Source organism: Rhodanobacter thiooxydans LCS2, from assembly GCF_000264375.1.
In the GTDB taxonomy this organism is placed as follows: Bacteria; Pseudomonadota; Gammaproteobacteria; order Xanthomonadales; family Rhodanobacteraceae; genus Rhodanobacter; species Rhodanobacter thiooxydans.
This window is the reverse complement of sequence record NZ_AJXW01000039.1, coordinates 31,753-58,329: the sequence shown is the minus strand read 5'-3', so window position 1 is coordinate 58,329 and position 26,577 is coordinate 31,753. Positions and strand designations below refer to the sequence as shown.

Sequence of the window (26,577 nt, the reverse complement as noted above, 5' to 3'; positions counted from 1 at the left end):
GCGCCATAGGGGCCCCGGGTAAAGCAGCGCGCTCCCAGCGCGCACTCTTCAGAAGAGCCAGAGCAAAGCCACAGCAGAGCGATGCTCTGCTGCGGCTCCTGCTTTTCAGCTCTATCACCGAGTGCGGGCCAGGATGGCCCGCTGCTCTACCGGGGTCCCTTGCGCGGCGGCGAGTCGGGATCGACAGGCCGCGCAGCGGGCGTTGCCAGGGATGGCAACGCCTTTTCGCCCGGACAGGAGTCCGGTCGAAAAGCCCGGCCCCGACTCGCGGACTTGCCGGGCAGGAGCCCGGCAAGCGCCGAGCGGGGTGCCCTCTCTTTGGTTACTTTCTCTCGGGCAAGCGAGAGAAAGTAACTCGCCCTCCGAAGGAGGACGAAAGCTCTTGAGCCCTTGCTTCAAAAAGAAACGGCAGCTGAAGCCGCCGCCCACAAGGGAAAACTCAGGTGCCCAACGCCAACTGCGCCCCCAGATCCAGCAACGGCGCCGCGACCAGCAGCCGCACCAGCAGCAGCGCGATCATCACCGCCATCGGTGCGAAGTCGATCTGGCCGACGATCAGCCGGCCGTGCAGCGGGCGCAGCAGCGGGGCGACGATACTGCCGGCCAGTTGCAGCATGGGGTGGCGGCGGTCCACCGCGAACATGCTCAGCAGCGACCAGCCGAAGATCAGTACCAGGTAGCACAGCAGCACGAAGTCGAGCAGCTCGGCCAGCGACAGCACGATCAGGCCGAGCGGTTGCGGCAGCACCCCGAGCAGGGCGAACAGCAGCAGCCGCTTGAGCAACATCACCAGCCATGCCAGCAGCAGGGCGGCCAGGTTGATCCGGCGCCAGTTCGGCAACACGCGGCGGATCGGCGCCAGCACCGGGTTGGTGGTGCGGTAGACGAACTGGCTCAGCGGGTTGTGGAAATCGGCGCGGCAGGCTTCGGCAGCCACGCGCAGCAGCAACAGCACGACCACTGCGTCGAACGCCAGGTCGAGCAGCAGGGAGAGCGCATTCAGCAGGTAGCTCACGGCAATTGGTCCAGTTCGGCGGCGAGTTCCACACCGCGCCGGGTGGCGGCGGCGACGGCGCGGGCGACGATGTGCGACAGGCCGTCGGCGGCGAAGCTTTCCAGTGCGGCCTGGGTGGTGCCATGCGGCGAGGTGACGCGCTGGCGCAGTACGGCCGGGTCTTCGCCGCCCTCCACCAGCATGCGGCCGGCGCCCAGGCAGGTTTGCGCGGCGAGCGCCCGCGCGGTGTCGCGTGGCAGGCCCTGCGCCACCGCGGTGGCTTCCAGTGCTTCGACCAGCGCGAAGAAATACGCCGGACCGGAACCGGACAGTGCGGTGACGGTATCCATCAGCGCCTCGTCGTCGATCCAGCGGGTGATCCCGGCGGCGTCGAGGATGTGTTGTGCCTGCGCCTTCTGCGCCGGGCTGACCCGGTGGTTGGCGCACAGACCGGTGGCGCCGGCGCCGATCAGCGCCGGCGTGTTGGGCATGCAGCGCACGATCGGCAGCCCGCTGCCGAACCAGCGCTCCAACTGGTCCAGCCGCACGCCGGCGGCGATCGAGATCAGCAGCGGCCGGTTGCGCTGCAGGAGGTCGCGCAGATCGGCGTGGATCGCCGGCATCACTTGCGGCTTCACCGCCAGCAGGATCACCTCGGCATCCGCCGCGGCCAGCCGGTTTTCGGCATAGCAGGCGATGCCGAAGTCGCGGCCCAGCGCCTGGCGCGCCTCGGCCAGCGGTTCGGCCACGCTGAGGGTGGCCGGCGCCACGCCGGTTTTCAGCAAGCCGCCGATCAGGCTGCGCGCCATGTTGCCGCCGCCGATGAAGGCAAGTCGTGTCATGCAGGGCTCCTCGTCCGTCCAGAGCACGTACCTTACTGGAGCCGGCGCGCGAGCGACGGGTTTGCCGGCGGAAGGCTGCGCGAAAGGGCGTCGTCGAGGCCGGCTGGCGATTTTTTCGACCGGGTGCGCAAACCGCGTTGGCAGTTTGCGTATGGAGGGCGGAAAGACTGGCCGCACAGCCGCTTGCCCGAGTAGTATCGGCGCGGCTACAGGGGTGCGTAAAGCTCGTCCAGGTGGTGTCGTGATGCCGGTTGCCATGCGCTGCGGCGCACCACGCCCGCGGATGTCATGCGGCCCCGGATGTGGCAGACGAATCCATGCCACCCAGACGATCGGTTGAGGGGAAACGACTTCATGGACATTGCCGAACTGCTTGCCTTCTCGGTGAAGAACAAGGCCTCGGACCTGCACTTGTCCGCCGGGCTGCCACCGATGATCCGCGTCGATGGCGACGTTCGCCGGATCAACATCCCCGCGCTCGAACACAAGCAGGTGCACTCGCTGATCTACGACATCATGTCGGACAAGCAGCGGCGCGACTACGAGGAATTCTACGAAACCGACTTCTCGTTCGAGATTCCCGGGCTGGCACGTTTCCGCGTCAACGCGTTCAACCAGAACCGCGGCGCCGGCGCGGTGTTCCGCACCATTCCGTCCGAGGTGCTGACGTTGGAGGACCTCGGTGCGCCGCACATCTTCAAGGAGCTGATCGAGCAGCCGCAGGGACTGATCCTGGTGACCGGCCCGACCGGCTCGGGCAAGTCGACCACGCTGGCGGCGATGGTCGACCACATCAACAAGAACGAATACGGGCACATGCTCACGATCGAGGACCCGATCGAGTTCGTGCACACCTCGCAGAAGTGCCTGGTCAACCAGCGCGAGATCCACCGCGACACGCTGGGCTTCAATGAAGCGCTGCGTTCGGCGCTGCGCGAAGACCCGGACTACATCCTGGTCGGCGAGTTGCGTGACCTGGAAACCATCCGCCTGGCGCTGACCGCGGCGGAGACCGGCCACCTGGTGTTCGCCACCGTGCATACCAGCTCGGCGGCGAAGACCATCGACCGCATCATCGACGTATTCCCCGCCGGCGAGAAGCCGATGGTGCGCTCGATGCTGTCCGAAAGCCTGCGCGCGGTGATCTCGCAGTCGCTGCTGAAGAAGGTTGGCGGCGGCCGCATCGCGGCGCACGAGATCATGGTCGGCATACCGGCCATCCGCAACCTGATCCGCGAGGACAAGGTGGCGCAGATGTATTCGTCGATCCAGACCGGCCAGCAGTTCGGCATGCAGACGCTGGACCAGTGCCTGCAGGATCTGGTCAAACGCGGCCTGGTGACGCGCCAGCAGGCGCAGGCCTACGCCAAGAACAAGGACAATTTCAAATGAAGCCGGGAATAGGGAATCGGGAATCGGGAATCGTTGAGAAGCGTGGAGCACCGCGCCTGCTCGAACCTCTCGATTTCTGCCGCCGGTTTGCGGTGTGCCTCGACTCCAATTCCCTATTTCCCTATTCCCTATTCCCGGGGCTAAAGCCATGAGTGACTTCGATTTCACCTCGTTCCTGAAACTGATGGTGCACAAGAAGGCCTCCGACTTGTTCATCACCGCGGGCGTCGCTCCTTCGATGAAGGTGCAGGGCCGGATCGTGCCGATCACGCAGAGCCCGCTGTCCATCCAGCAGGCGCGCGACATGGTGCTCAACGTGATGACGCCGGGCCAGCGCGAGGAGTTCGAGAAAACCCACGAGTGCCAGTTCGCGATTTCCGCGCAGGGCGTGGGCCGCTTCCGCGTGTCGTGCTTCTACCAGCGCAACTGCGTGGGCATGGTGCTGCGCCGGATCGAGTCGAAGATCCCCACCATCGAGGAGCTGACGTTGCCGCCGGTGATCAAGCAGCTGGCGATGACCAAGCGCGGCATCATCGTGTTCGTCGGCGCCACCGGGTCGGGCAAATCGACCTCGCTGGCGGCGATGATCGGCTACCGCAACCAGAACTCGACCGGGCACATCATCACCATCGAGGACCCGATCGAATACGTGCACAAGCACGAGGGCTGCATCATCACCCAGCGCGAGGTCGGTATCGACACCGACAGCTGGGACAACGCGCTGAAGAACACCCTGCGCCAGGCGCCGGACGTGATCATGATCGGCGAAGTCCGCACCCGCGAGGGCATGGACCACGCGATCGCCTTCGCCGAAACCGGCCACCTGGTGCTGTGCACGCTGCACGCGAACAATGCCAACCAGGCGATGGACCGCATCCTGCACTTCTTCCCGGAGGATCGCCGCCAGCAGCTGCTGATGGACCTGTCGCTGAACCTGAAGGGCATCGTGGCGCAGCAGCTTATCCCCACGCCCGACGGCAAGGCCCGCCGGGTCGCGGTGGAGATTCTGCTGGGCACGCCGCTGGTGCAGGACTACATCCGCCAGGGCGAGATCCACAAGCTGAAGGAAGTGATGAAGGAGTCCACCCTGCTCGGCATGAAGACCTTCGACCAGAGCCTGGTCGAGCTGTACCACGCCGGCGAGATCAGCTACGAGGATGCCCTGCGCTACGCCGACAGTTCCAACGAGGTGCGCCTGCGCATCAAGCTGGCGCAAGGCGGCGACGCGCATACCCTGTCACAGGGCCTGGAAGGCGTCGAGCTGGAAGAAAACCGCGACTCGCAGAACTTCAGCAGCAATTTCCTCAACCGCTAACGCCGTAACCGCGGCACTGCGAAGAGGCGCCTTCGGGCGCCTTTTCGTTTGGGTGTGGCCGGAAAGGTGGTGCGCCGAAGTCACCTCGACCTTTCGGGGATATGGGTGCGCCAATTGTTACGGAATCGTTGACGTTTTCGTATTTTCTTGTTATCAAATCCCAGGGTCAAGAAATTGATCCCGGAGAGGATTTGCTTTGCCGGTCCAGCTGATTGGGGAATCAGCGGATCGTTCCCGGGCTTCGTCTGCAAGTTCGCCGCGTCCGGTAGGAATCCTCGTTGTCTGCAATTCGCAAAATTTTGCGTGCTATCGATCGCCGTTCGCAATTCTTCAGGGGAAAACGATGAACAAGTTTACGAGTAACGCGCGGCCTCTGCTGCGCCTTTCCGCGCTGTCGGTAGCGCTGGGCATGTCCCTGGCCGGCACCGCGCTGGCGCAGTCCAACATCACCGGCTCGATCTTCGGCCAGGTCGGCGCGAAGCAGGGCGATACGGTGCTGATCCAGAACACGGACACCGGCTTTACCCGCTCGACCACGGTGGACGCCAGCGGTCGCTACCGTTTTTCGTCCTTGCCGGTCGGCAACTACAAGGTCACGCTGCAGAACCACGGGGCCACGGTCAGCAGTCGTGACAACATCACGGTGGTGATCTCGGGCGGATCGGAAGTGTCGTTCGCCTCGCCGGAACGGACCACCGAACTGGGAGCGGTTTCAGTCACGGCCTCCTCGCTGCCGGCGATCGACGTTTCGTCGGTGGACACCCGCACCGTGCTGACGGCCGACCAGCTGCAGAAGCTGCCGCTGTCGCGTGACGTGCTGGCGGCGGCCCTGCTGGCTCCCGGCGTCATCCAGGGCTCGAGCTACAACGCCCCGAGCTTCGGCGGTTCGGCGGCTTCCGAGAACGCCTATTACATCAACGGCTACGCGGTCACCAACCCGCTGACCTCGATCGGTCTCTCGACCCTGCCGTTCGACGCCATCGACCAGGAGCAGGTGCTGACCGGCGGCTACGGCGCCGAATTCGGGCGCTCCACCGGCGGCGTGATCAACATCGTGACCAAGCGCGGCAGCAACGAATGGAAGGCCGGCGTCTACAGCATATGGGCACCGCAGGCGCTGCGTTCCGACCCGCGCAACATCTACTTCGCCAACACCGGGTTCTACGGCTCGGGCAACCGGACGCCGACCGACGGCACCCTGTACCTGAACCGCAATCGCTCGCAGTACTGGACCTCCACCGTGGGCGCCTACGTCGGCGGCCCGCTGATCCGGGACAAGCTGTTCTTCTACGTGAATGCCGAGGTGGAGCGGCAGGAAGGCAACAGCGTCCGCTACTACACCAACTCATCCGCGGCGAACCTCAAGCAGGCGTGGAACGACTACTCCTACAAGAAGCCGCGCTGGACGGCCAAGATCGACTGGAATATCAACGACAGCAACATCGTCGAGCTGACCGGCATCTCCGACAAGACCCTGTACGACGCCAAGTACTCGCCGTACAGCTACGCCAACGACACCCATACCGACACGCAGACCGGCGGCATCTACACCAAGGACGGCGGCGAGCTCTACATCGGCAAGTACACCAGCTACCTGACCGATGACCTGACCCTGTCCGCGCTGTACGGCACGCAGAAGATCGACCATGTCAGCACGCCCTGGGGCTACGATCCGGCCTGCCCGTACATCTCGGTGAATTCCCAGACCGCGGCCCCCGGGCAAACCTACAACACCTGCCAGAAGACCACCGCGCTCCTCCTGGTACCGGGTGCCAAGGACAAGACCCGTGGCGGCCGCCTGGACATCGAGTACCGCATCGGCGACCACGACATCCGCGTGGGCTTCGACAAGCAGATCGCCGATTCGCTGACCGGCAAGAGCTACCCCGGTGGTTACGGCTGGATCTACGGCTGGCAGTCGAACCCCGCCGGGGCGATCGACACCGGCAACGGCGTGGGCTCGCCGGTCTCGGCTGGTGGCCTGGGCACGCAGGGCTACTACGTCTACCGCTACTACCGTACCCAGCTGGCCAAGGTGAAGACCGAGCAGGAGGCGCAGTACATCGAGGATCGCTGGCAGGTGAACAACAACCTGCTGCTCTCGCTCGGCCTGCGCAACGAGCAGTTCACCAACTACAACAGCAGCAACCAGCCGTTCGCGCGCCAGCGCCACCAGCTGGCGCCGCGGCTGGGCGCCTCGTGGGACGTGTTCGGCGACTCCAGCCTCAAGGTGTTCGCCAACGCCGGCCGCTACCACCTGGCGATGCCGAACAACGTGGCCGTGCGCGGCGCCTCCGGCTCGCTGATCACCAGCGAGTACTTCACCTACACCGGCGTCGATCCGCGCACCGGTGCGCCGACCGGCCTCAGCCCGATCGCCGTGGACCACAGCAAGGGCTATACCTGCGGCAACACCAACCTGGTCTCGACCAACCTCGAGTGTGGCCAGGCGCCCGACCCGCGCACGGTGGCGTCCAAAGGCATGAAGTCGCACTTCCAGGACGAGTACATCCTCGGTGCGGAATACCAGGTCAGCCCGACCTTCGTGACGGGCGCCAAGGTCACCCTGCGCAAGCTGCGCAGCGCGATCGACGACACCTGCACCCAGACGCTGGGCGGCCGCTGCTTCCTGTTCAACCCGGGCCAGGCCAACACCTTCCTGCTGGAACAGCCCGATGGCAGCTTCACCGAGGTGCACTACACCAACGAGCAGCTCGGTTTCCCCAAGTTGAAGCGCAAGTACGCCGCGCTGGACCTGTTCGTGGAGCATCCGTTCGCCGACAACTGGTACGGCAAGATCGGCTACACCCTCTCGCACAACTACGGCAACACCGAAGGCCAGCTGCTCTCCGACCTGGATACCGGTGCCGGTGGCCAGGCCGACGTGTCGGTAACCCAGGACTGGGACAAGCCGCAGCTGATGGTGGGCTCCAACGGCTCGCTGCCGAACGACCGCAGGCACCAGATCCGCGCGTTCGGCTACTACCAGTTCAGCAAGGAGTGGCGCGTCGGATCCACCGTGCAGGTGGCGTCCGGCCGTCCCAAGAGCTGCCTCAGTTTCTGGCCTGACACGACCACCAAGGGTATCTACAACTCGTCGAGCTACCACTACTGCGGCCTGAACATCCCGGGCTCGCAGGTCGTGTTCGCCCCGCGCGGCACCAGCGGCACCACGCCGTGGACCTACCGTCTGGACCTCAATGCGGCGTACACGCCGGGCTGGGCGGACAACAAGTTGACGCTGCAGGTCGACGTGCTCAACGTGCTGAACCGCCAGACGCCGCAGTACTACCACATGCGCTACGGGAGCAACCGCACCACGGTGAACCCGCTCTATGGCCGGGTGTTGAACTATACCGACCCGCGGACGGTGCGTTTCACTGTGCGCTACGACATCTGAACATAGCGGATAACGCGGGTTTGGCCTGATGTGCCAAATGCCGAAGCACCACCCCTTGGGCCGCCGGATTTTCCGGCGGCTTTTTTTTCGGGCGCCTTTCCTGTCGGCTCGCGGTACTCAGTGCGCCTACTTCTCCCCGGGCGGCGTGCCGCCGACGGTCAGGCCGCTGGCGTCCACGCTCTTCACGCCCTTGACGAGCTGGGCGACGCGTTCGGCGTGGTCCTTTTGGGACTGCGAGGCAACCGTGCCGCTGAGCGTGACCACGCCATCGTGGGTCGAGACCGAAATGTCGGTGGCCGGGATGCCCTTGGTGGTGCCGAACTCCGATTTCACCTTGGTGGTGATCCAGGCATCGGCCGCCTTGTCCGGCACGGTCTGGTTCTCGGAAGACTGCTGCATGCGCGCGCCGGCGTCCTGGGCTGCGACCTGGCCGAACGGGATGGCCGCGAAGGCGAGCACGAGGGTGGTGGCATACAAGCTGTGGCGGATCGTGGAAGTGCGCATGGCGATCTCCTTGGTGGGATGACGATGCCTGCCTGCCGGAGCGACAGGCGGGATGCTGCCGTCGCCATGGCAACAGCCGGGCCGTGAACGCCGCGTGGCTTCAGCGGGCACCGGTTCAGCGCGGGATTACGGACGCGAAAGGCAGGTCATGGCGATGTTGTCTTCGCGTTGAATGCCGCGAGCCGCGCATGAAAAAAAGCCGGGGCGTCGCTGCGCCCCGGCTTTCCCTCGGTGCCAATGTCTACTTCAGCGCGGTCTGGCTGGTGATCACCATGCCACCCTGGTCCACGTGCATCTGGGCATCGATGCTGTCGACGCGCTCGGCCTGCGATTTCATGGCGGCGAACTGGGCCTTGGTGCGGGCCAGCTCGGCGGCGGCCTCGGCCGCACTGTCGCCCGAGTCGTCGATCGACGGCTCGTCGCTCTTGCCGATCGCTGCAGTGGCGGCGGCCACGCTGTCGATCTTCTGCTCCATCAGCTGCAGCCAGCTCAGGTACATCGCGCCGCTGATGTGCATGCGGCCCATCCGGCCGGTGTCGCCGGTCGGGTCCTTCAGGGCATCGCTCAGGCGGGTGTCCTCGCCTGCGCCGATACCGAAGGCGAGCGCCTTCTCGCCCATGGCCAGCCAGGCCGGCTGGCCCAGCATGCCCACCACGTCCTTCGGCAGCGGCAGCGGCTTGCCGTCATGGCTCGGTTTCAGCGCGGCCAGCGCGGGCACCATCATCTGGCCCATCGCGAACAGGCCGTCGGGGTTGTTGGTGCCGACCAGCACGCGCCCACTGAAGGTGGGCAGGGCGCTCTCCTTGCCCGCCGCCAGCGAGTCCAGCGCAATGCGCAGGCCGAGCATGTCGCCGAACGGCGGGATCGCCGCCTTCTGCATGGCGGGGCCGAGCTTGGCGAAGCTGTCGTTGAGGTCGGTCAGCGAGGGGCAGCTGAACGGCTTGGCGGCCACCGCCTCGGCCTGGGCCAGCCAGAACGTGCGGGCCTCGGCGACCGGCAGGGCCACGCTCAGGTCGAACGGTGCGGTGCCGGCGCCGCCCAGGCCGGGCAGCGCGACCTTGAGCCCGGCGAAGGCCTGGCTAATGTCGCCGGCCAGCGCCACGTCGAAACGCACGTCCTGGTGCTTCGCGTCAAGCCTGGTGTAGCCGAAGCTCATGGCCGGCACGCGTGCGGCGATGCGCGCGGCGTCGGTGCCGCAGCTGGGCGAGCTCTGCAGCTGGGTGGCGACCGGCTCACCGGTCTTCGCTGCGATGGCTTCGGCATGGGCCTTCTGGATCGCGCCGACCAGCGGATCCTTGCCGCCGATCGCCAGCGGCAGCGCGCGAGTCAGATCCAGTTCGCCGAGCAGCCACTTCTGGTAACCCTTGGCCTTGGCCAGCGTCTTCAGCCGGCCATCGTCCTGCAGGCTCTTCTGCGGCCGATCCAGGCCCAGCGCCTGGCGCAGCAGCGCCGGCGAGACATCAGCCGGCAGCAGCGCGGCCACCGCCTGCTTGTTCACCGTGGCCAGCACCAGCTCGGTGCCGGAGGCGGGAAAGGCGTACTTGCGGTAGCTCTGCTTGCCCACGCTGGCGACATCGAGCTTCTTGCCGTAGGCGGTTTCCAGCCTGCCGACGAAACCCTCGAACGCGCCCGGGTCGCTCAGCTGGGAGCGCAGCACCGGGGCCAGGCCGAGGCCGTAGAAGGCGGAGTAGCCCTTGAGGTTCAGGCCGGCGCCCTGGGCGAAGCTCTCGATGGTCTTGCCGTTGAATTCGGCGCGCAGCGCGCGCAGCAGGCGCGCCCCATCGGGGTCCTTTCTGCTCAGCCGCTCGGCGCTGGCGTCGAGCTGGGCGAGCTGGGACGGCAGCTGCGCGTCGGCCTGGGCGAGCAGGGCGCCGCGGGTGGCGTCGTCCATGATGTCGAGGTTGGCCACCACGTACGGCGTGTCCGCCGGCACGAAAGCCAGCGGCGCGTCCTTGTCCTTGTGCCCGCAGGCCGCCAGCATGACGCCGGCGAAACCCAGCGCGATGTATCGCGTCGTCGATCGCATGTTGATCCCCAATGTGGTGAATGCTGCGCCAGTGATTATGCCCGCTTGCCCGTGGCAGTGCCGTGGCGGGCAGCGGGCGCCCGCCGGCCGGTGGGCGGCTCAGCGGGCCAGCACTTCGTCGAGCACGGCCATGCGCACGAACACGCCGTTGCCGACCTGTTCGAGGATGCGCGACTGCGCGCCGTCGGCCACCTCCGAGGCGATCTCGATGCCGCGGTTGATCGGGCCCGGGTGCATCACCAGGCAGCCCGGCGCGGCCAGGCCCAGCCGGCGCCGGTCCAGCCCGTAGTGGGCGAAATACGCCGCCTCGTCCGGCAGTTCGATGCTGGCCATGCGCTCCTTCTGCAGGCGCAGCATGATCACCGCGTCGACGCCCTCGATGGCCTCGTCGAAGTTGCCGTAGCGGCGCACCTGCGGCGCCTCGTCCGCCGGCAGCATCAGCTCCGTCGGCCCGCACAGGCGGATTTCCTTGACCCCCAGCGCGGTGAACGCGTTGATGTCCGAGCGGGCCACCCGCGAATGCTTGATGTCGCCGCAGATCAGCACGGTCAGGTTGCCGAAGTCGGGCCGGTGCTGGCGGATGGTCAGCGTATCCAGCAGGCCCTGAGTGGGGTGCGCGTGGTTGCCGTCGCCGGCGTTGATCACCGAGACCCCGCTCATCGCATGGCGCACCAGCATGTCTGGCGTGCCCGACTGCTTGTGGCGCACCACGATGGCGTCCAGGTGCATCGCCTCGAGCGTGTGCAGGGTGTCGAACAGTTCCTCGCCCTTGCTGGTGGAGGACAGCCCGATGTCGAAGTTGACCACGTCGGCGCCCAGCCGGCGCGCGGCCAGCTCGAATGAGGTGCGGGTGCGCGTGGACGGCTCGAAGAACAGGTTGAGCACGGTGCGCCCGGCCAGCACGTCGAGCTTGCGGGTGCCGTGCGCGCAGGCGTCGCGCAGCGCCTCGGCGCGGTCGAGCAGGCGCTCGATGGTCTCGCGCGGCAGGTTTTCCAGGGAAGTCAGATGGCGCAGGCGAGGGCTCATGGCGGCGGGTCTGGGGTGGAAGGGGAGGTGTGCGTTCAGGGGCTGGCGTTGTCGGCCGCTGGCGCGTCGGCGCCGGCGAGCCAGCGTTCGAGGATGACCGCGGCGGCTTCGGCGTCGATGTCGGCGGCGTCGCGGCGGCGCCTGAGCCCGGCGGCGCGCGCGGTGGCGAAACGTTGCGCCGCTTCCTGCGAGCTGTGCCGTTCGTCGACCAGCACCACCGGCAGGCCATAGCGCTGCTGCAGCTGCGCGGCGAATCGGCGGGCGCGGCGGCTGGCGGGCTGCTCGGCGCCGTCCAGCGCCAGCGGCAGGCCGACCACCAGGGTGTCGGGCTGCCACTGCTGGTGCAGCGAGTCGAGGCGCGGCCAGTCCGGACTGTCGTCGCGGACCGCGAGGGTGGCCAGCGCGCGGGCGCTGGCGGTGTAGGTGCTGCCGATCGCCACGCCGGTGATCCGGCTGCCGACGTCGAAGCCGAACACGCAGCTCATGCGTGGCCCGCGTAGCCGGACAGCTGGCGCGGGTCGACCCCGACCAGGCCGGCAGCGGCGCTCCAGCGTTCCTCCAGCGGGGTGTCGAACACCACGCGGCCGCAGGCCTCGGCGGTGAGCCAGGCGTTGGCCATCAGCTCCTGTTCCAGCTGGCCGGCGTCCCAGCCGGCGTAGCCGAGCACCATGATCGCCTGGCGTGGGCCCTCGCCGGCGGCCATGGCCACCAGGATGTCGCGCGAGGTGGTGACCGACCAGTGGTCGTTGATGCGGTAGCTTGAATCCCAATCGCCCGGTTCGTGATGCAGCACGAAGCCGCGCTCCTGCTGCACCGGGCCGCCGATCAGCACCGGCGCGTCGGCCAGCTCGCTGTCCTGGCATTCCAGTTTCATCTGCGCCAGCACGTCGCCGAAGCGGTACTCGGACAACTGGTTCACCAGCAGGCCCACCGCGCCGGCCTCGTCGTGCTGGCACAGCAGCGCCACGCCGCGCGAGAACGGCGGATCGGCCAGGTTCGGCATGGCGATCAGGAAGTGTCCGGTCAGGGTCGAGGGCTGCACGGCGGTCATGCGTACATTGTAAGCGCAGCGCGTGCCTGGCGCAGACATCGACTGCCTTCGTTCAGCGTGTCTGCAGCACGTTGTTCGGCTGGAAGCGCCAGGTGCGGGTGATGTTGAGCTCGTCGATGCGTTCGGCGCTCCTGGGCGCCGGCGGAAACGGCGCGGCCAGGCGCACGATGCGCTCGGCGGCGGCGTCCAGGATCTTCTGGCCGGAGCTCTGGATCACCTCGATGCTCTTGATGCTGCCGTCGAGGTTGAGCACCACGGTGAGCAGCACGTCGCCGTGCAGCCCGCGGCGGCGGGCCTCCTCCGGGTAGTTGAGGTTGCCGACCCGCTCGACCCGGTCGGACCAGCCGCGCATGTAGGCGGCGTAGGCGTATTCGCGCGTACTGGCGGTGAGGTACTTCACCTTCGGCCGCTTGGCGTAGTCCACCTTCTTCTGGCGCAGCTCGGCGGCCAGCTGGGCGATCGCCTGCTGGCGCTCCAGCTCGGCGGCGGTGGGCGCCTGCTCGTGCGGGTCGACCGCGCTTTGCGCCGTATCGCTGGTCACGCGGAAATCGCTGGCGCCGCGGGTGGTGACCATGCGCGTCGGGGTGGCTTCGCGCGGCTGCGGGGTGGTGGCTTCGACCGGCTGCGCGGCGATGCCGGGGTCGGGTCTGGGGATCGCGCCGGAGAACAGGTCCGACGGTCGCGCCGCGCGGTCGCTGCGGCCGCCGCCGGTGTTGTTGGCCTGGGCCAGGAAATCCGCCTTGTCCGGCGCCTGCTGGTTGGCCACGTTGACCAGGGTCACGTCCAGCGTGGGCAGGCTGGGCGAGGGCTTCACGAAATGGAAGGTGATGCCCAGCAGCAGCACGCCGTGCAGCAGCAGCGAGAACAGCAAGGTGGCGCCGATCGGATCGGGCGGCGAAGGGGCGGTTGCAGTGGCGCTCACGCGTTGCGGTTTCCGGTGACGTGCCGTTCGATGACGTCGAACAGCTGGCCGGCAATGTTAAGCCCGAACTGCGCATCCAGTTCGCGCACGCAGGTCGGGGATGTGACGTTGATCTCGGTCAGATAGTCGCCGATCACGTCCAGCCCGACGAACAGCAGGCCGCGCCGGTGCAGCTCAGGCGCCACCTGGCTGACGATCCAGCGGTCGCGCTCGGACAGCGGCACGCCGACGCCGCGCCCGCCGGCGGCCAGGTTGCCGCGGAACTCGTCGCCTTGCGGGATGCGCGCCAGCGCGTAAGGCACCGGCTCGCCATCGACCACCAGCACGCGCTTGTCGCCGGCGCTGATCGCCGGGATGAACTTCTGCGCGATGGTGAATTGCCGCCCCTCACCGTGCGGGCCGCCGCCGAGCAGGGTTTCCAGCATGGAATTGAGGTTGCCGTCGCCGGTCCGGGCCCGGAAGATGCCGCGCCCGCCCATGCCGTCCAGCGGTTTCAGCACCACTTCGCCGTGTTCGGCCGTGAACCGGCGCAGTTCGCCTGCGTCGCGCGACACCAGGGTCGGCGCGATGCACTGCGGGAAGGCCAGCGCGAACAGCTTCTCGTTGCAGTCACGCAGCGCGCGCGGGTCGTTGACTACCGCCACGCCGCCGCGCTGGGCCGCCTCCAGCACCATCGTGTCGTAGATGAACTGCGCGTCGACCGGGGGGTCCTTGCGCATCAGCACCACGTCCAGCTCGCGTAGGTCGCGCCACTGCGCCGGGCCCAGCGTGAACCAGCGCTGCGGATCCTCGCGCACTTCCAGCGGGGCGATCCGCGCCCATGGCTCGCCGTCGCGCAGCGCCAGGTCGCCCTGCTCGAAGTAGTGCAGCGAATGGCCGCGGCGGCGCGCTTCCAGCAGCATCGCGAAGCTGGTGTCCTTGGCTGTCTTGATCGCGCCGATGGGGTCCATCAGCATGCCGACCGAAAGGGTCATCATGGTTCTCCGAGAGTGGCTCGCCGTGGGCCGGCAGGTGTCGCAAGGCGGTTATGTCCGGCCGATATACTAAGGCGGCGCCGGTCGGGGCGCCGAATTGCGACGAGGCCGGCAGACCCGCGCTGTCGTCAGTGGCCAGATGGTGCCACTATGGGGCACCCGGCAACGGCGGCCCGCGCTGCGTTGATTATTGCTTGACAGTCTTGGCGGGCAGGCGGTAAACAGCAAAGCCACTGGATTCACCGTCTTAGCGCGGTTGTTGTTGGTTGTTTCGACATTTTTTTGCATGCGCACCATCCGGCATGGCCGTTGCATGTCTTGATGACTATCCTGAGCTCGGGGCGGGCCGCAGGGGGAGTAGTGAATTTGAACATGAGCGCTAACGAGTTGGACGGTCTGAAAGTCATGGTGATCGATGACTCGAAGACCATCCGCCGCACGGCGGAAACCCTGCTGAAAAAAGAGGGCTGCGAGGTGCTGACCGCGGTCGACGGTTTCGAGGCGCTCGCCAAGATTTCCGACCAGAAGCCCGCCATCATCTTCGTCGACATCATGATGCCGCGGCTGGACGGCTACCAGACCTGCGCACTGATCAAGAACAACCCGCAGTTTCGCGCCACGCCGGTGATCATGCTTTCCTCCAAGGATGGCCTGTTCGACAAGGCGCGCGGCCGCATCGTCGGCGCCGAGCAATACCTGACCAAGCCGTTCACCCGGGACGAGTTGCTTGGTGCCATCCATCGTCACGTCAGCACGGTATCGAGCCACTGACTGCAGCTTCCGAGGGGGACCAGTGGCCACCATTCTCATCATCGACGACTCGCCGACCGACGTGCGCGTGTTCACCACGCTGCTTGAGCGGGCCGGGCATCAGGTCGTTGCCGTCAGCACTGCCGAGGAGGGTATCGAGTGCGTGCGCGCCGATATGCCCGACCTGGTCATCATGGACGTGATCATGCCCGGCATGAACGGGTTCCAGGCCACGCGTACGCTCACGCGCGACCCGAAAACCCAGAACGTGCCGATCGTGATGATCACCACCAAGTCGATGGAGACCGATCGCGTGTGGGGCTTGCGCCAGGGCGCTCGTGCGTTCATCACCAAGCCGGTGAACGAGAAAGAGCTGCTGGCGTGCATCAACGAATTGCTGCCGAGCGAGAAATGAACCCGTCCGTCAACCGCACTCCGTTCGAGATCCTGGCCCGTTACGAGCGACTGTCGCTGGCGCATGCATCGGATACGCAGGACAAGCTGGAAGCGCCCGGGTTGTGGCGCGGCATCGGTTTCCGGGTCGGTTCGCGCCTGCTGGTCAGCGGCATCGACGAGATCAACGAACTGCTGGCGGTTCCCCTGCTCACCCCGGTGCCGGGCACCCAGCCGTGGCTGCTCGGCGTGGCCAACGTGCGCGGCAACCTGGTGCCGGTGATCGACTTCGGCCGTTTCCTGTTCGGCGACCGCACCCAGCACACCGACCGCAGCCGCCTGCTGGTAGTGCGCCAGGGCGGCGGCAACGTGGCGCTGCTGGTGGACGAGGTGTTCGGCCAGCGCACGGTGGACGAGGAGCAGCGACGCGAGGCGGGGCGCGAGGAAGATCCGCGACTGGCCCGTTTCGTCGACAGCCGGGTGGGTGAGCAGCAGTTGGCCGTTTTCAGCATGAACCGGCTGGTACGCGCACCGGATTTCCGGCAGGCCGCGGCCTGACCCCGGGGCAGGGCTGCGGTGGCATGTAGGTTCGGCGCCCGCGCGGGCCGGAAACTTGGGGCAAGCATTCCCTGGCCGGTACCCGCTGTGCGGGGCCGGCAGCGTAATCAGTTAGACGGATGAGGTGAACATGAGCACTACAGGGGGCGTCAGCAGGGAACGCGGGTATACCGCACTCATTGTCCTGCTGCTGATTGCGATCGGTTTCGCGGCGCTGGACTTCTTCCTGCTCAACCAGAAGAACGGCGAGGATCGCCAGGCGATCGCGCTGACCACGCAGATCCAGGTGCTGTCGCAGCAGACGGCGAAGTTCGCGCTGGAATCGGCGGACGGCAACACCGACTCCTTCAAGGAGCTCGAATCCACCCGCAACGCGATCGACTCCGCCGTGCAGCGGCTGGGCAAGGGCGACCCCAAGAGCGGCATGCAGCCGTACTCGGACAACAACGCCACGCCCGCCGGCCGCGCGGTGAGCGCGCTGGATGCGTCGTGGAAACAGCTCGACGCCGACATCAGCAAGATCCTCTCCAACAAGGCCGTCGTGCTCGACTCCGGTCAGCGCGCGCGAACGCTGGCGCAGCAGATGCCGCTGCTCAATTCGAGCATGGAACAGGTGGTCAACATCCTGCAGCAGCGCAACGGCAGCTCCGAGCAGATGCTCGGCACCTCGCGCCAGATGCTGTCCGCCGACCGTATCATCCGCCGCGTGCAGGAAGTGCTGCAGGGCGGCGACAGCGCCCAGTCGGCGGCCGACGGCCTGTCGCGCGACGCGCAGCTGTACGGCAACGTGCTGAAGGGCCTGATCGAGGGCAACCCGGACAGCGGCGTGCGCCCGATCAACGACGCCAACGCGCGCAAGATCCTCACCGACATGGATGCCAGCTGGGCCCAACTGGCCGACCCGGTGGCCAAGCTGGTCGCCGCCGCCGGCAACATCGCCGACGTGAAGCGCGCGGGCAACCAGGCCTCGCTGGATTCGCAGACCGTGCTGCTGCGCGCGAATGACCTGTCCGAGCAGATCGGCAAGCTGCCGCTGCGGCGGCTGTTCCCGAACGTGTGGTGGGGCCTGCTCGGCGCGATCGCCGCGGTGGCGTTCGCGCTGTTGCTGGTCATCACCCTGGTGCGCGACCAGCGCCGCCGGTTCGCCCAGAGTACCGAGCTGAACCAGCGCAACCAGGAGGCGATCATGCGTCTGCTGGACGAGATGGGCTCGCTCGCCGAAGGCGACCTGACCGTGAAGACCACGGTGTCGGAGGACATCACCGGCGCCATCGCCGACTCGGTGAACTACGCCATCGACGAGTTGCGATCGCTGGTGACCACCATCAACGAGACCTCCGAGCAGGTGTCGTCCTCGGCGCAGGAAACCCAGACCACCGCCCGCCATCTGGCCAACGCGGCCGAGCAGCAGGCGCAGCAGATCAGCACCGCGACCTCGGCGATCAACCAGATCGCCAGCTCGATGGATGACGTGTCGAAGAACTCCGCCGAGTCGGCCGACGTGGCCGAGCGCTCGGTGAAGATCGCCTCGCACGGCGCCGAGGTGGTGCGCGAGACGATCTCAGGCATGGACTCGATCCGCGACCAGATCCAGGAAACGTCGAAGCGCATCAAGCGCCTGGGTGAATCCTCGCAGGAGATCGGCTCGATCGTGGAACTGATCAACGACATCGCCGAGCAGACCAACATCCTGGCCTTGAACGCGGCGATCCAGGCGGCCTCGGCCGGCGAGGCGGGCCGCGGTTTCGCGGTGGTGGCGGACGAAGTGCAGCGACTGGCCGAACGCTCCACCAGCGCGACCAAGCGCATCGAGACCCTGGTGCAGACCATTCAGTCCGATACCAACGAAGCGGTGAACTCGATGGAGCAGACCACCGCCGAGGTGGTCGCCGGTGCACGTCTGGCGGAAGACGCCGGCAGCGCGCTGGGCGACATCGAGCGCGTGTCGCACGACCTGTCCGCGCTGATTCAGAACATCTCCACCGCGGCGCGCGAGCAGTCCGCGGCGGCGACCGATATCTCGGTGTCGATGAACGCAATCCAGGAGATCACCTCGCAGACTTCGCAGGGCGCAAGCCAGACGGCCGACTCGATCGGTACGCTGGCGCAACTGGCGAGCGACCTGCGGCGCTCGGTGGCGCACTTCAAGCTGCCGGGTTGACATCGGCCGGGCCGGTTGCCGGCCCGATTGAGCAAAGCACAAGACAGGGGGCAGTCTCGCTGGTTGCAGGATGCTTGCGTTGTGCAACCGTTGAGAGAGGCGCATGAGACTTCAAGACCACATCGATTTCACCACGCTGCAGTGGGTCAAGCCGGAACTTGACGACACCTTGTCGATCGCCCGCGAGGCGCTGGAGTCGTACGTCGACAACCCGGGCAAGCGCGACTACATGCGCACCTGCGTGGATCACCTGCACCAGGTGCAAGGCACCCTGCAGATGGTCGAGCTGTATGGCGCGGCGATGGTGACGGCGGAAATGGAGGCGCTTGCCCTGGCCCTGCTGGGGGAGAAGGTCACCTATCGCGAAGAAGCCTATGCCGCGTTGATGCGTGGTTTGATGCAACTGCCCGACTACCTGGAGCGGCTTTCCAGCGGGCACCGCGACGTGCCGGTGGTGCTGCTGCCGCTGCTCAACGACCTGCGTGCCAGCCGCGAACTGGAACCGCTGCCCGAATCGGCGATGTTCCACCCCAACCTGGATGCGTTCCTGCCGGAGCAGGCGCCCGCGGCGATGAGCGAAACCTACGCCGACGCGCATCGCGGCGAACTGGCGGAGCTGCGCCTGCGCTTCCAGCAGCAGCTGCTGGGCTGGTTCCGCGGGCAGAACGCCGCGCAGCAATTGGTCAACATGCGCAAGACCCTGCTGGCGATCACCGCGCGCTGCCATCAGGTGCATGGCCGGCGCCTGTGGTGGATCGCCGCCGGGGTGCTGGAAGGCCTGGAACAGGGCGTGCTGAAGGGGCAGGCCGGCGAAATCCGCCAGCTGATCGGCAAGGTCGACCGCAACATCCGGCTGCTGATCGAACAGGGTGAAGCCAGCCTGCGCGGCGGCGATGCGGACGACGTGGCCCGCAAGCTGCTCTACATCGTGGCGCAGGCCAAGCAACGCAGCCCGCAGATGGAGCAGTTGCGCGATACCTACGCGCTGGACACGCTGCTGCCCGATGCCGGCGAACTGGAGCACGCGCGCGGCTCGATGGCCGGGCACAACCGCGCCCTGCTCGATTCCGTCTCGCGCGCACTGAAGGACGACCTGCTGCGCGTCAAGGAGGCGCTGGACCTGTTCCTGCGCCAGCAGAACGGCGACCCGGCCCAGTTGGCGGCACAGGGCGAGGTGCTCGAACGCGTGGGCGACACGCTCGGCATGCTGGCGCTGTCGGTGCCGCGCCGGGTGGTCGCCGAGCAGCGCCGGGTGCTCGACGAGATCGCCAACCGCATGCGCCAGGCCGACGAGGAAACCCTGCTCGACGTGGCCGGCGCACTGCTGTACGTCGAAGCGTCGCTGGACGACCACATCGAAAGCCTGGGCTCCGAGGACGAAGCGGACACGAGCCAGGTCATGCCCAGCCTGCCGCGCAGCGAAGCACTGGGCGTGGTAACCACGCTGATGCAGGAGGCGATCGCCAACACCGGCAAGGTCAAGGACGCGATCGTCGCGTTCGTCGAATCCGGCTGGGAACACGGCCGCCTGGCCGGTGCGCCGGCGCTGATGGACGAAGTCGCCGGTGCCATGCACATGCTGTCGTCGCCGCGCCCGGCCGAGCTGGCCCGGGGCGTGGGCCGCTTCATCGGCAACGAACTGCTGGATGACCGGCGCGTACCGAGCGGGGTGCAGATGGACCAGCTGGCCGACGCATTGGCGGCGCTGGAGTATTACCTGGAGGCGGCGCGCGAGCATCGCGGCGGCCTGGAACACATACTCGACGTGGCCGAGCACAGCCTGAGCCTGCTCGGCTACTGGCCGCTGCCGTCGGCCCGCGCGGCATCCGCCGCGCCGCTGGCATCCGAGGCGGCGTCGGTCGAATCCGCGGCTGCGGACGAGGAACATCTGGAACTGACCGAGTCGGTCAGCCTGCTGCCGGGCGAGGACCTGAGGCAGCTCTTCGTTGGTGACAGCCAGCCGCTTGCCGCCGCCGTCCACGACCTGGACGGGCTGCGCCTGGCGCAGACCGAAACCGCCGCCCCGGTCGGCGCGGATCGCGCCGCGGCGGACGAGGCGGGCGAGGACTGGATCGAGATCGAGGAAGAGGTGGTCGAGCGGGTCCCGGTGCGCGACGCACTGGCAGACAACACCAACTTCAACGTCAATGCCGAAGGCATCGACGACGATATCCGCGAGATCTTCCTCGAGGAGATGCAGGAGGAAATCGACAACCTGCGCAGCGCCGAGCAGCTTTGGCTGGCCGACCCTGCGCAGAATGCGGCGCTGGTCGGTATCCGCCGCTCGTTCCACACGCTGAAGGGCTCGGGCCGGCTGGTCGGTGCCGGGGTGCTGGGCGAGTTTGCGTGGAAAGTGGAGGACATGCTCAACCGTGTGCTGGACGGCACCATCCAGCCGGACGAGAACGTGCAGGCGCTGGTGCGCCATGCGATCGATGCGCTGCCGCAGCTGCTGGCCGCACTCAAGGACGAAGGCATGCCACGCGCACCGCTCGGCGCGATCATGCATACCGCCGAACAGCTCGCGGCCGGCAACCCGGCGCGGGTGGAGGATCACGCACCACGCGCGATGGAGACGGTGCGGCGCATCGTGCGCCGGCGCGTGCCGCGTCTCGCCACGGCGGCTGAGGCCATACCCGCGGCGGGCCTGGCCGGAGTGGGCGCCGCCCCGGAGCCGGTCGAACCCGAGCACGCCGTGGAGATGCCGGTGATGCCGCCGGTGGACCCGGTGCTGCTGGAGATCCTGCGCAGCGAGGTGGCGCAGTACCTGCAGACCATCCGCGCCGCGATCCAGCGCAGCGGCGACGAGTTGCCGATCGGCGAGGAACTGCTGCGCGCCGTGCACACGCTGCACGGGGCGATCGCGATGGTCGACATTCCGCTGCTGACGCAGTTGCTGTCGCCGCTGGAAGGCCTGTTCAAGCGCCTGCGTGCCGCCAACCTGCCGCTGTCGTCCGAGGGCCTTCGCCTGCTGGGCCAGGCGGTCGACGTGGTCGATCGCGTGATGGGCCAGTTCGACGCGGTCGAGCCGCAACTGCCGGACGCCGACGCGCTCACCGCGCAGATCACCAACCTGCGCGACCGCTACCCCGAGTCGAAGGTGGCGCACGTCGTGTTCGAGCCGCAGGCCGAAGAGGCCGAGTCGGCGGAAATCGCCGGCATGACCGACGAGGCCGATGCCTACCAGGCGATCATCGCCGACTCGCTGGAGGCCAGCATGGCCGACGCCGCGACGGCACGGGCCGGGACGGCGCCCGCCGACGCACCAGCCAATGCCGGCGAGATCCCGGAGATCCATCTGGAAGATGCGCAACACACCGAGCTGACCGCCGAGCTGGTGGCGGCGCTGGGCGCCTTTGAGCCCGAGCGGGCCGACGCCGAGCGGGCGGCTGCCGAAAAGCTGGCGGCCGAGCAGGCCGCGGCGGCGCAGGCGGAAGCAGAGAAACTGGCGGCCGAACAGGCCGCGGCAGCGCAGGCGGCAGCAGAGAAGCTGGCGGCCGAACAGGCCGCGGCAGCGCAGGCGGCAGCAGAGAAGCTGGCGGTCGAGCAGGCTGCGGCAGCGCAGGCTGCCGCAGAGAGACTGGCGGTCGAGCAGGCTGCGGCAGCGCAGGCTGCCGCAGAGAAGCAGGCGGCCAAACAGGCGGCAGCGGACCGGGCGAACGAAGAAGCGACTGGCACTGCGACGCCGGAGCCCGCGTATGCCCTGGCCGGGTCCGGCCATATCGACGCCGACCTGCTGGAAGTCTTCATCGACGAGGCGCGCGAGATCCTCGACCACGCCGACGACGTGCTGGCCCAGTGGCATGCCGAACCCGCCGAACTGGCGCACGTGCCGGAACTGCAGCGCGACCTGCACACGCTCAAGGGTGGCGCACGCATCGCCGGGCTGACGGCGGTGGGCGACCTCAGCCATGCGATCGAGACCCTGCTGGAGGAGCCGATCCGCGATGTGTCCAGGACCGGGCCACTGATTGCCGCACTGGAGGCCAGCTTCGACCAGTTGCACGCGCTGGTGCAACGGGTGGCGCAGGGCCAGGCGACCGACTACCCGCGGGCGATGATCGACCACCTGCTGGAGCTGGCCGGCGAAACCGTGCTGGCCGACGACGCGACCGCCGCGATGCCGGCGCCTGTGCCGGTTCCGGCCGCATCGTCGCCGGTCGTTTCCGCGGCGGGCGAACCAGGGCTGCCCGAGCTGATGCCGGAAGCAGAGGAGGAAGTGCGCTCCCCGCAGGAGCAGATCCGCGTTCGCGCCGACCTGCTCGACAACCTGGTCAACCATGCCGGCGAAGTGGCGATCTACCGCTCGCGGCTGGAGCAGCAGGTTGCCGGCTACCGTTTCAACCTGGTCGAGCTGGAACAGACCGTCGCGCGTCTGCGCAGCCAGTTGCGCATGCTGGAAATCGAGACCGAGGCGCAGATCATCGCGCGCTTCCAGCGCGAGCATCGCGAGGCGGGCATGGCGGCGTTCGATCCGCTCGAGCTCGACCGCTACTCGCAGCTGCAGCAGTACTCGCGTGCACTGGCCGAGTCGGTATCCGACCTGGTGTCGATCCAGAGCATGCTGGACGAGCTGACCCGCCAGGCCGAGACACTGCTGATCCAGCAGTCGCGGGTCAGCACCGAGCTGCAGGACGGCCTGCTGCGCACGCGCATGCTGCCGTTCGACACGATGGTGCCGAACCTGCGCCGCACGCTGCGCCAGGCAGCGCAGGAGCAGGACAAGCACGCGCAGCTGCACGTGGACGGTGCCCACGGCGAAATGGACCGCAACCTGCTCGACCGCATCAAGGCGCCGTTCGAGCACATGCTGCGCAACGCGATCGCGCACGGCATCGAGACTCCGGCCGAGCGTCGCAAGGCCGGCAAGCCGGTCGAGGGCGTGGTGAACATCACGGTCGCGCGCGAAGCCACCGAAGTGGTGATCCGGGTCAGCGACGACGGTCGCGGCCTGAACCGCGAGGCGATCCGCAAGCGCGGCATCGAGCGCGGGCTGCTGCGCCCCGAGACCCGGCCGACCGACAACCAGCTGCTCTCGCTGATCACCCAGACCGGCTTCTCCACCGCCAGCCAGGTCACCCAGCTGGCCGGCCGCGGCGTCGGCATGGACGTGGTGGCGAACGAGATCAAGCAGCTCGGCGGCTCGCTGTCGATCGAGTCGGAGGAAGGCAAGGGCACCACCTTCATCCTGCGCCTGCCGTTCACCCTGGCAGTGACCCAGGCCATCCTGGTGCGCATCGGCGAGGCCACGTTCGCGATTCCGATGACCTCGGTGCAGGGCGTGGCGCGGGTCAACCCGGACGAGCTGACCGCGCTGATGGCCGAGGCCGAACCCTCGTTCCAGTATGGCCTCGAGGATTACGGCATCCACGACCTGGCCGAACTGCTGGGTCTGCCGCCGGGCCTGCCGACCGAGGACGAGCAGCAGCCGTTGCTGCTGACCCGCGCCGGCGACCTGCGCGCGGCGATCCGCATCGACGCGGTGCTCGGCTCGCGCGAGATCGTGGTCAAGTCGGTCGGCCCGCAGATCAGTTCGGTCCCCGGCCTGCTCGGTGCGACCATCATGGGTGACGGTTCGGTGCTGATCATTCTCGACCTGGCGCCGCTGGTCCGCCACGGCATGATCCGGCGCGAACAGCGCCTGGCCGAAGGCCTCAGCGCGGTCCAGGCGCCGGTGGTCGAGGAAGTGCAGACCAAGCCACTGGTGATGGTGGTGGACGACTCGATCACCATGCGCAAGGTCACCAGCCGCGTGCTGGAGCGCCACGAGTACGAGGTCAGCACCGCGAAGGACGGCGTGGACGCGCTGGAGAAACTGCACGAGCGCGTGCCGGACCTGATGCTGCTGGACATCGAGATGCCGCGCATGGACGGCTACGAGCTGGCCACCCACATGAAGGCCGACCCGCGGCTGCGCGACGTGCCGATCATCATGATCACCTCGCGCAGCGGCGACAAACACCGCCAGCGCGCGTTCGACATCGGGGTGGACCGCTACCTCGGCAAGCCGTATCAGGAAGCCGAGTTGCTGGTGCAGATCGGAGAGGTGCTGGAGCAGCGTGCGGTGGAGCCGGTTCATGACTGATACGGCTCCCGCGGTCGCCTTGCTGTTCGACGACACCGAGCTGGGTAGCCAACTGCGTGAGGCGCTGCACGAGCGCGGCGCCCGGATCGTGCACGAAGGCGGCGTCGCCAGCCTCAGCCGCGAGTTGCTGCAGCAGGTCGGTGCCGACGTGCTGGTGGTCAACCTGGACGACAGCGCCGACGACGCACTCGACCGTCTCTACGAGGTGATCGACGACGACTGTCCGCGGGTGGTGTTCAACGACGCCCAGGCCAGCCGCGCGCTGGCCGGCTGGGACCGCGCCCGCTGGGCGCGCCATCTGGCGGTCAAGGTGCTGGCCGAGGGCGACATCGACCCGCCGCGACCGGGCGACGCGCCCGGCATCGAGGTGGCCGCGACGGCGCAGCCGCCAGCGCCTGCGGCCGAGGTCGTCGCGATGGCCGCTCCGGTGATGACCGCTCCTGCGGCGCAGCCGGTGGTCGAACCCGTCGTGGCGGTCGACGCCGAACCGGTGGCCGGGGTCCCGGCGCACGATGGCGCCGACGGTCGGCATGGTCAGGTCGCATCGGTGGAATCGGAAAGCCTGGCGGCGGAGCTCGAAGCTCTGCTGGCCTCCGGCGAACTGCCGCCCGATGACGACATGTCAGCCGGTCCGGGCTTGCGTTTTGTCGATGACGAAGAGCCGCCGTCGCTGCACGACGGGAACTTTGGTGCGCCGGCGGGGAGTCCGGCGGCGGTGCCGACGGCAGAGGCGCCGGTACTGTCCGGTCTGACGCCCTCGGCGTTCCAACTGGATTCCTTGCCATCGTCGTCGCTGACCGACGTCGCGCTCGCCACCGCGCCGGCATCACCGGCGGCGGCATCGCCGGTGCGTGCCCCCGCGGGCTGGACGCTGGTCGACGACGAGGCGCCCCAGGCCGCGCCGGAAGCCCCCGAAAGCCCGGATGCCCAGGTGTTCGGGATCCAGAAGCTGAGCGCTGCCGACTTTCTCGCGCCCGATGTCGAGATGGTCGCCGCCGACGTCGAGCCACGTATGAGCCTCGAGCTGGTGTCGATGGAGGAAGCCATCGCACCGCAGGCGTACGTGCATGAGCATGAGATGGTGCTCGACGATCTCGACGGTGCGCTGAGCCGGGTGGTGCTGCTCGGTGCCGCCATCGACGGCATCGACGCGGTGTGCGCCTTCCTGGCCGCGTTGCCGGCGTCGACCGGGCAGACTTTCCTGCTCACCCAGCACCTGGGTCGGCAGTCCGATGCGTCGCTGGTGGCGGAGTTTTCCGCCAACTGCGCGTTGCCGGTGCGGCTGGCCAAGGGCGGCCGCACCAGGCCGGGCGAGGTATTGCTGGTGCCGGCCGGGCAGCAGGTACGCCTGCGCCGCGATGGCATCGTCGAACTGCAGGCGAACGGCGCCGATGCGCCGCCGGAGCCGTCGATCGACGCCAGCCTGACCATGGCGGCGAATGCGTTCGGGCGCGATGCGCTGGCAATCGTGTTCGCCGGGCGCGGCAACGATGCCGTGGCCGGCGCGCAGGCGATCCATGATCGCGGTGGGCAGGTCTGGGTGGAGTCGTCGTCCGGCGAGCATTTCGCCGACATGGTCAGCGGCATCCTTGCCGAACGACTGGTCAGTTTCTCCGGTACGCCGCCCGAACTGGCGGCGCACCTGATCGAGGTGTTTCCATGAGTGATCCGCTGCCGCGTGAAATCCGTTGCGTCCTGGTGCCGGTGGGCAACCTGCGCCTGCTGCTGCCCAATGCCACCATCGCCGAGGTGGTCACCCACAGCACGCCCGAACCGCTGGCCGGTGCGCCTGCCTGGCTGCTCGGCCGGATCGCGTGGCGCGGCTGGCGGGTGCCGCTGGTGTCGTTCACCCAACTGGCCGGCACCGAGGAGGGCGACGCCGAACTGATCGAGCGCGTGGCCGTGCTGAAGGCACTCGGCGGTAACCCGAAACTGCCGTTCATCGCCGTGCTCACCCAGGGCTTCCCGCGCCTGACCACGCTGAATGCGGAGCTGATCATTCCTACCCACGACGGCAAGCCGCTGCCGCCGGGCGTGCGCGCGCATGTGCTGGTGCGTGACGACGTGGCGATGATCCCCGACCTGGAATGGATCGAGGCCAGCCTGCTGGACCTGCTCGATGCCGCCGAGCCGGCAGAGTCGATGGCGTCGTCGGTCTCGGACGACTGAACCGCTTCGGTGGGC

At 67.7% G+C, this 26,577-nt stretch carries 19 protein-coding genes; 10 read left to right on the top strand and 9 right to left on the bottom strand.

Annotation, left to right across the window (positions count from 1 at the left end; genetic code table 11):
- Positions 1 to 439 precede the first annotated feature (439 nt).
- Positions 440 to 1,015, bottom strand: a complete 576-nt coding sequence (locus UUA_RS08120) for a YggT family protein (protein ID WP_008435803.1) — start codon at positions 1,013 to 1,015, stop codon at positions 440 to 442.
- The gene (gene proC, locus UUA_RS08115) at positions 1,012 to 1,836 is read right to left on the bottom strand and encodes a pyrroline-5-carboxylate reductase (RefSeq protein ID WP_008435802.1); all 825 of its coding nucleotides are present in this window, start codon (positions 1,834 to 1,836) and stop codon (positions 1,012 to 1,014) included. The genes UUA_RS08120 and proC overlap by 4 nt, the downstream gene beginning before the upstream one ends.
- A gap of 354 nt (positions 1,837 to 2,190) precedes the next feature.
- Between proC and UUA_RS08110 the strand changes: the two genes are divergently transcribed.
- From UUA_RS08110 to UUA_RS08100, 3 genes are all read left to right on the top strand, one after another.
- Positions 2,191 to 3,228: a type IV pilus twitching motility protein PilT gene (locus UUA_RS08110; protein WP_008435801.1), complete on the top strand. Its 1,038-nt coding sequence runs from the start codon at positions 2,191 to 2,193 to the stop codon at positions 3,226 to 3,228.
- A 148-nt stretch (positions 3,229 to 3,376) separates the two neighbouring features.
- Positions 3,377 to 4,543: a PilT/PilU family type 4a pilus ATPase gene (locus UUA_RS08105; protein WP_008435800.1), complete on the top strand. Its 1,167-nt coding sequence runs from the start codon at positions 3,377 to 3,379 to the stop codon at positions 4,541 to 4,543.
- Between the two features lie 343 nt (positions 4,544 to 4,886).
- Positions 4,887 to 7,943 (top strand): TonB-dependent receptor, encoded by a 3,057-nt coding sequence (locus UUA_RS08100; protein ID WP_008435799.1) that lies wholly within the window; start codon positions 4,887 to 4,889, stop codon positions 7,941 to 7,943.
- A 126-nt stretch (positions 7,944 to 8,069) separates the two neighbouring features.
- Here the strand turns inward: UUA_RS08100 and UUA_RS08095 are convergent, their stop codons facing one another.
- The 7 genes from UUA_RS08095 to gshB form a co-directional block, all read right to left on the bottom strand.
- Entirely contained in the window at positions 8,070 to 8,447 is a 378-nt protein-coding gene (locus tag UUA_RS08095; protein ID WP_008435794.1) for a BON domain-containing protein, read from the bottom strand.
- A gap of 241 nt (positions 8,448 to 8,688) precedes the next feature.
- Complete coding sequence (locus UUA_RS08090) at positions 8,689 to 10,473, bottom strand: hypothetical protein (RefSeq protein WP_039953719.1); 1,785 nt, start codon at positions 10,471 to 10,473, stop codon at positions 8,689 to 8,691.
- A gap of 99 nt (positions 10,474 to 10,572) precedes the next feature.
- Entirely contained in the window at positions 10,573 to 11,499 is a 927-nt protein-coding gene (locus tag UUA_RS08085) for an aspartate carbamoyltransferase catalytic subunit (RefSeq protein ID WP_008435792.1), read from the bottom strand.
- Between the two features lie 35 nt (positions 11,500 to 11,534).
- Positions 11,535 to 11,984, bottom strand: a complete 450-nt coding sequence (gene ruvX / locus UUA_RS08080; protein ID WP_008435791.1) for a Holliday junction resolvase RuvX — start codon at positions 11,982 to 11,984, stop codon at positions 11,535 to 11,537.
- Positions 11,981 to 12,550 carry a YqgE/AlgH family protein gene (locus UUA_RS08075; RefSeq protein ID WP_008435790.1) on the bottom strand — a complete coding sequence of 190 codons (570 nt, stop codon included), beginning with the start codon at positions 12,548 to 12,550 and terminating at the stop codon, positions 11,981 to 11,983. The genes ruvX and UUA_RS08075 overlap by 4 nt, the downstream gene beginning before the upstream one ends.
- 52 nt (positions 12,551 to 12,602) lie before the next feature.
- On the bottom strand, positions 12,603 to 13,472 hold the full coding sequence (locus UUA_RS08070) for an energy transducer TonB (protein WP_008435789.1): 870 nt from the start codon (positions 13,470 to 13,472) through the stop codon (positions 12,603 to 12,605).
- A complete protein-coding gene (gshB, locus tag UUA_RS08065; protein WP_008435788.1) occupies positions 13,469 to 14,446 on the bottom strand; it encodes a glutathione synthase in 978 nt (325 codons plus the stop codon). Before gshB ends, UUA_RS08070 begins: the two co-directional genes overlap by 4 nt.
- A 330-nt stretch (positions 14,447 to 14,776) precedes the next feature.
- Between gshB and UUA_RS08060 the strand changes: the two genes are divergently transcribed.
- The 7 genes from UUA_RS08060 to UUA_RS08030 all read left to right on the top strand — a co-directional run bounded on the left by UUA_RS08060 (position 14,777) and on the right by UUA_RS08030 (position 26,562).
- Entirely contained in the window at positions 14,777 to 15,217 is a 441-nt protein-coding gene (locus tag UUA_RS08060; RefSeq protein WP_425476890.1) for a response regulator, read from the top strand.
- 22 nt (positions 15,218 to 15,239) lie between these two features.
- Complete coding sequence (locus UUA_RS08055; RefSeq protein WP_008435786.1) at positions 15,240 to 15,611, top strand: response regulator; 372 nt, start codon at positions 15,240 to 15,242, stop codon at positions 15,609 to 15,611.
- The gene (locus tag UUA_RS08050) at positions 15,608 to 16,147 is read left to right on the top strand and encodes a chemotaxis protein CheW (RefSeq protein WP_008435785.1); all 540 of its coding nucleotides are present in this window, start codon (positions 15,608 to 15,610) and stop codon (positions 16,145 to 16,147) included. Before UUA_RS08055 ends, UUA_RS08050 begins: the two co-directional genes overlap by 4 nt.
- A 130-nt stretch (positions 16,148 to 16,277) precedes the next feature.
- Positions 16,278 to 18,308, top strand: coding sequence for a methyl-accepting chemotaxis protein (locus UUA_RS08045; RefSeq protein ID WP_008435780.1), 2,031 nt, complete (start codon positions 16,278 to 16,280; stop codon positions 18,306 to 18,308).
- A gap of 103 nt (positions 18,309 to 18,411) precedes the next feature.
- Positions 18,412 to 24,393, top strand: coding sequence for a FimL-related protein (locus tag UUA_RS08040; RefSeq protein ID WP_008435778.1), 5,982 nt, complete (start codon positions 18,412 to 18,414; stop codon positions 24,391 to 24,393).
- Positions 24,386 to 26,056, top strand: coding sequence for a chemotaxis protein CheB (locus UUA_RS08035; RefSeq protein WP_008435776.1), 1,671 nt, complete (start codon positions 24,386 to 24,388; stop codon positions 26,054 to 26,056). The genes UUA_RS08040 and UUA_RS08035 overlap by 8 nt, the downstream gene beginning before the upstream one ends.
- Entirely contained in the window at positions 26,053 to 26,562 is a 510-nt protein-coding gene (locus tag UUA_RS08030) for a chemotaxis protein CheW (RefSeq protein WP_008435775.1), read from the top strand. Before UUA_RS08035 ends, UUA_RS08030 begins: the two co-directional genes overlap by 4 nt.
- Positions 26,563 to 26,577: the final 15 nt, after the last annotated feature.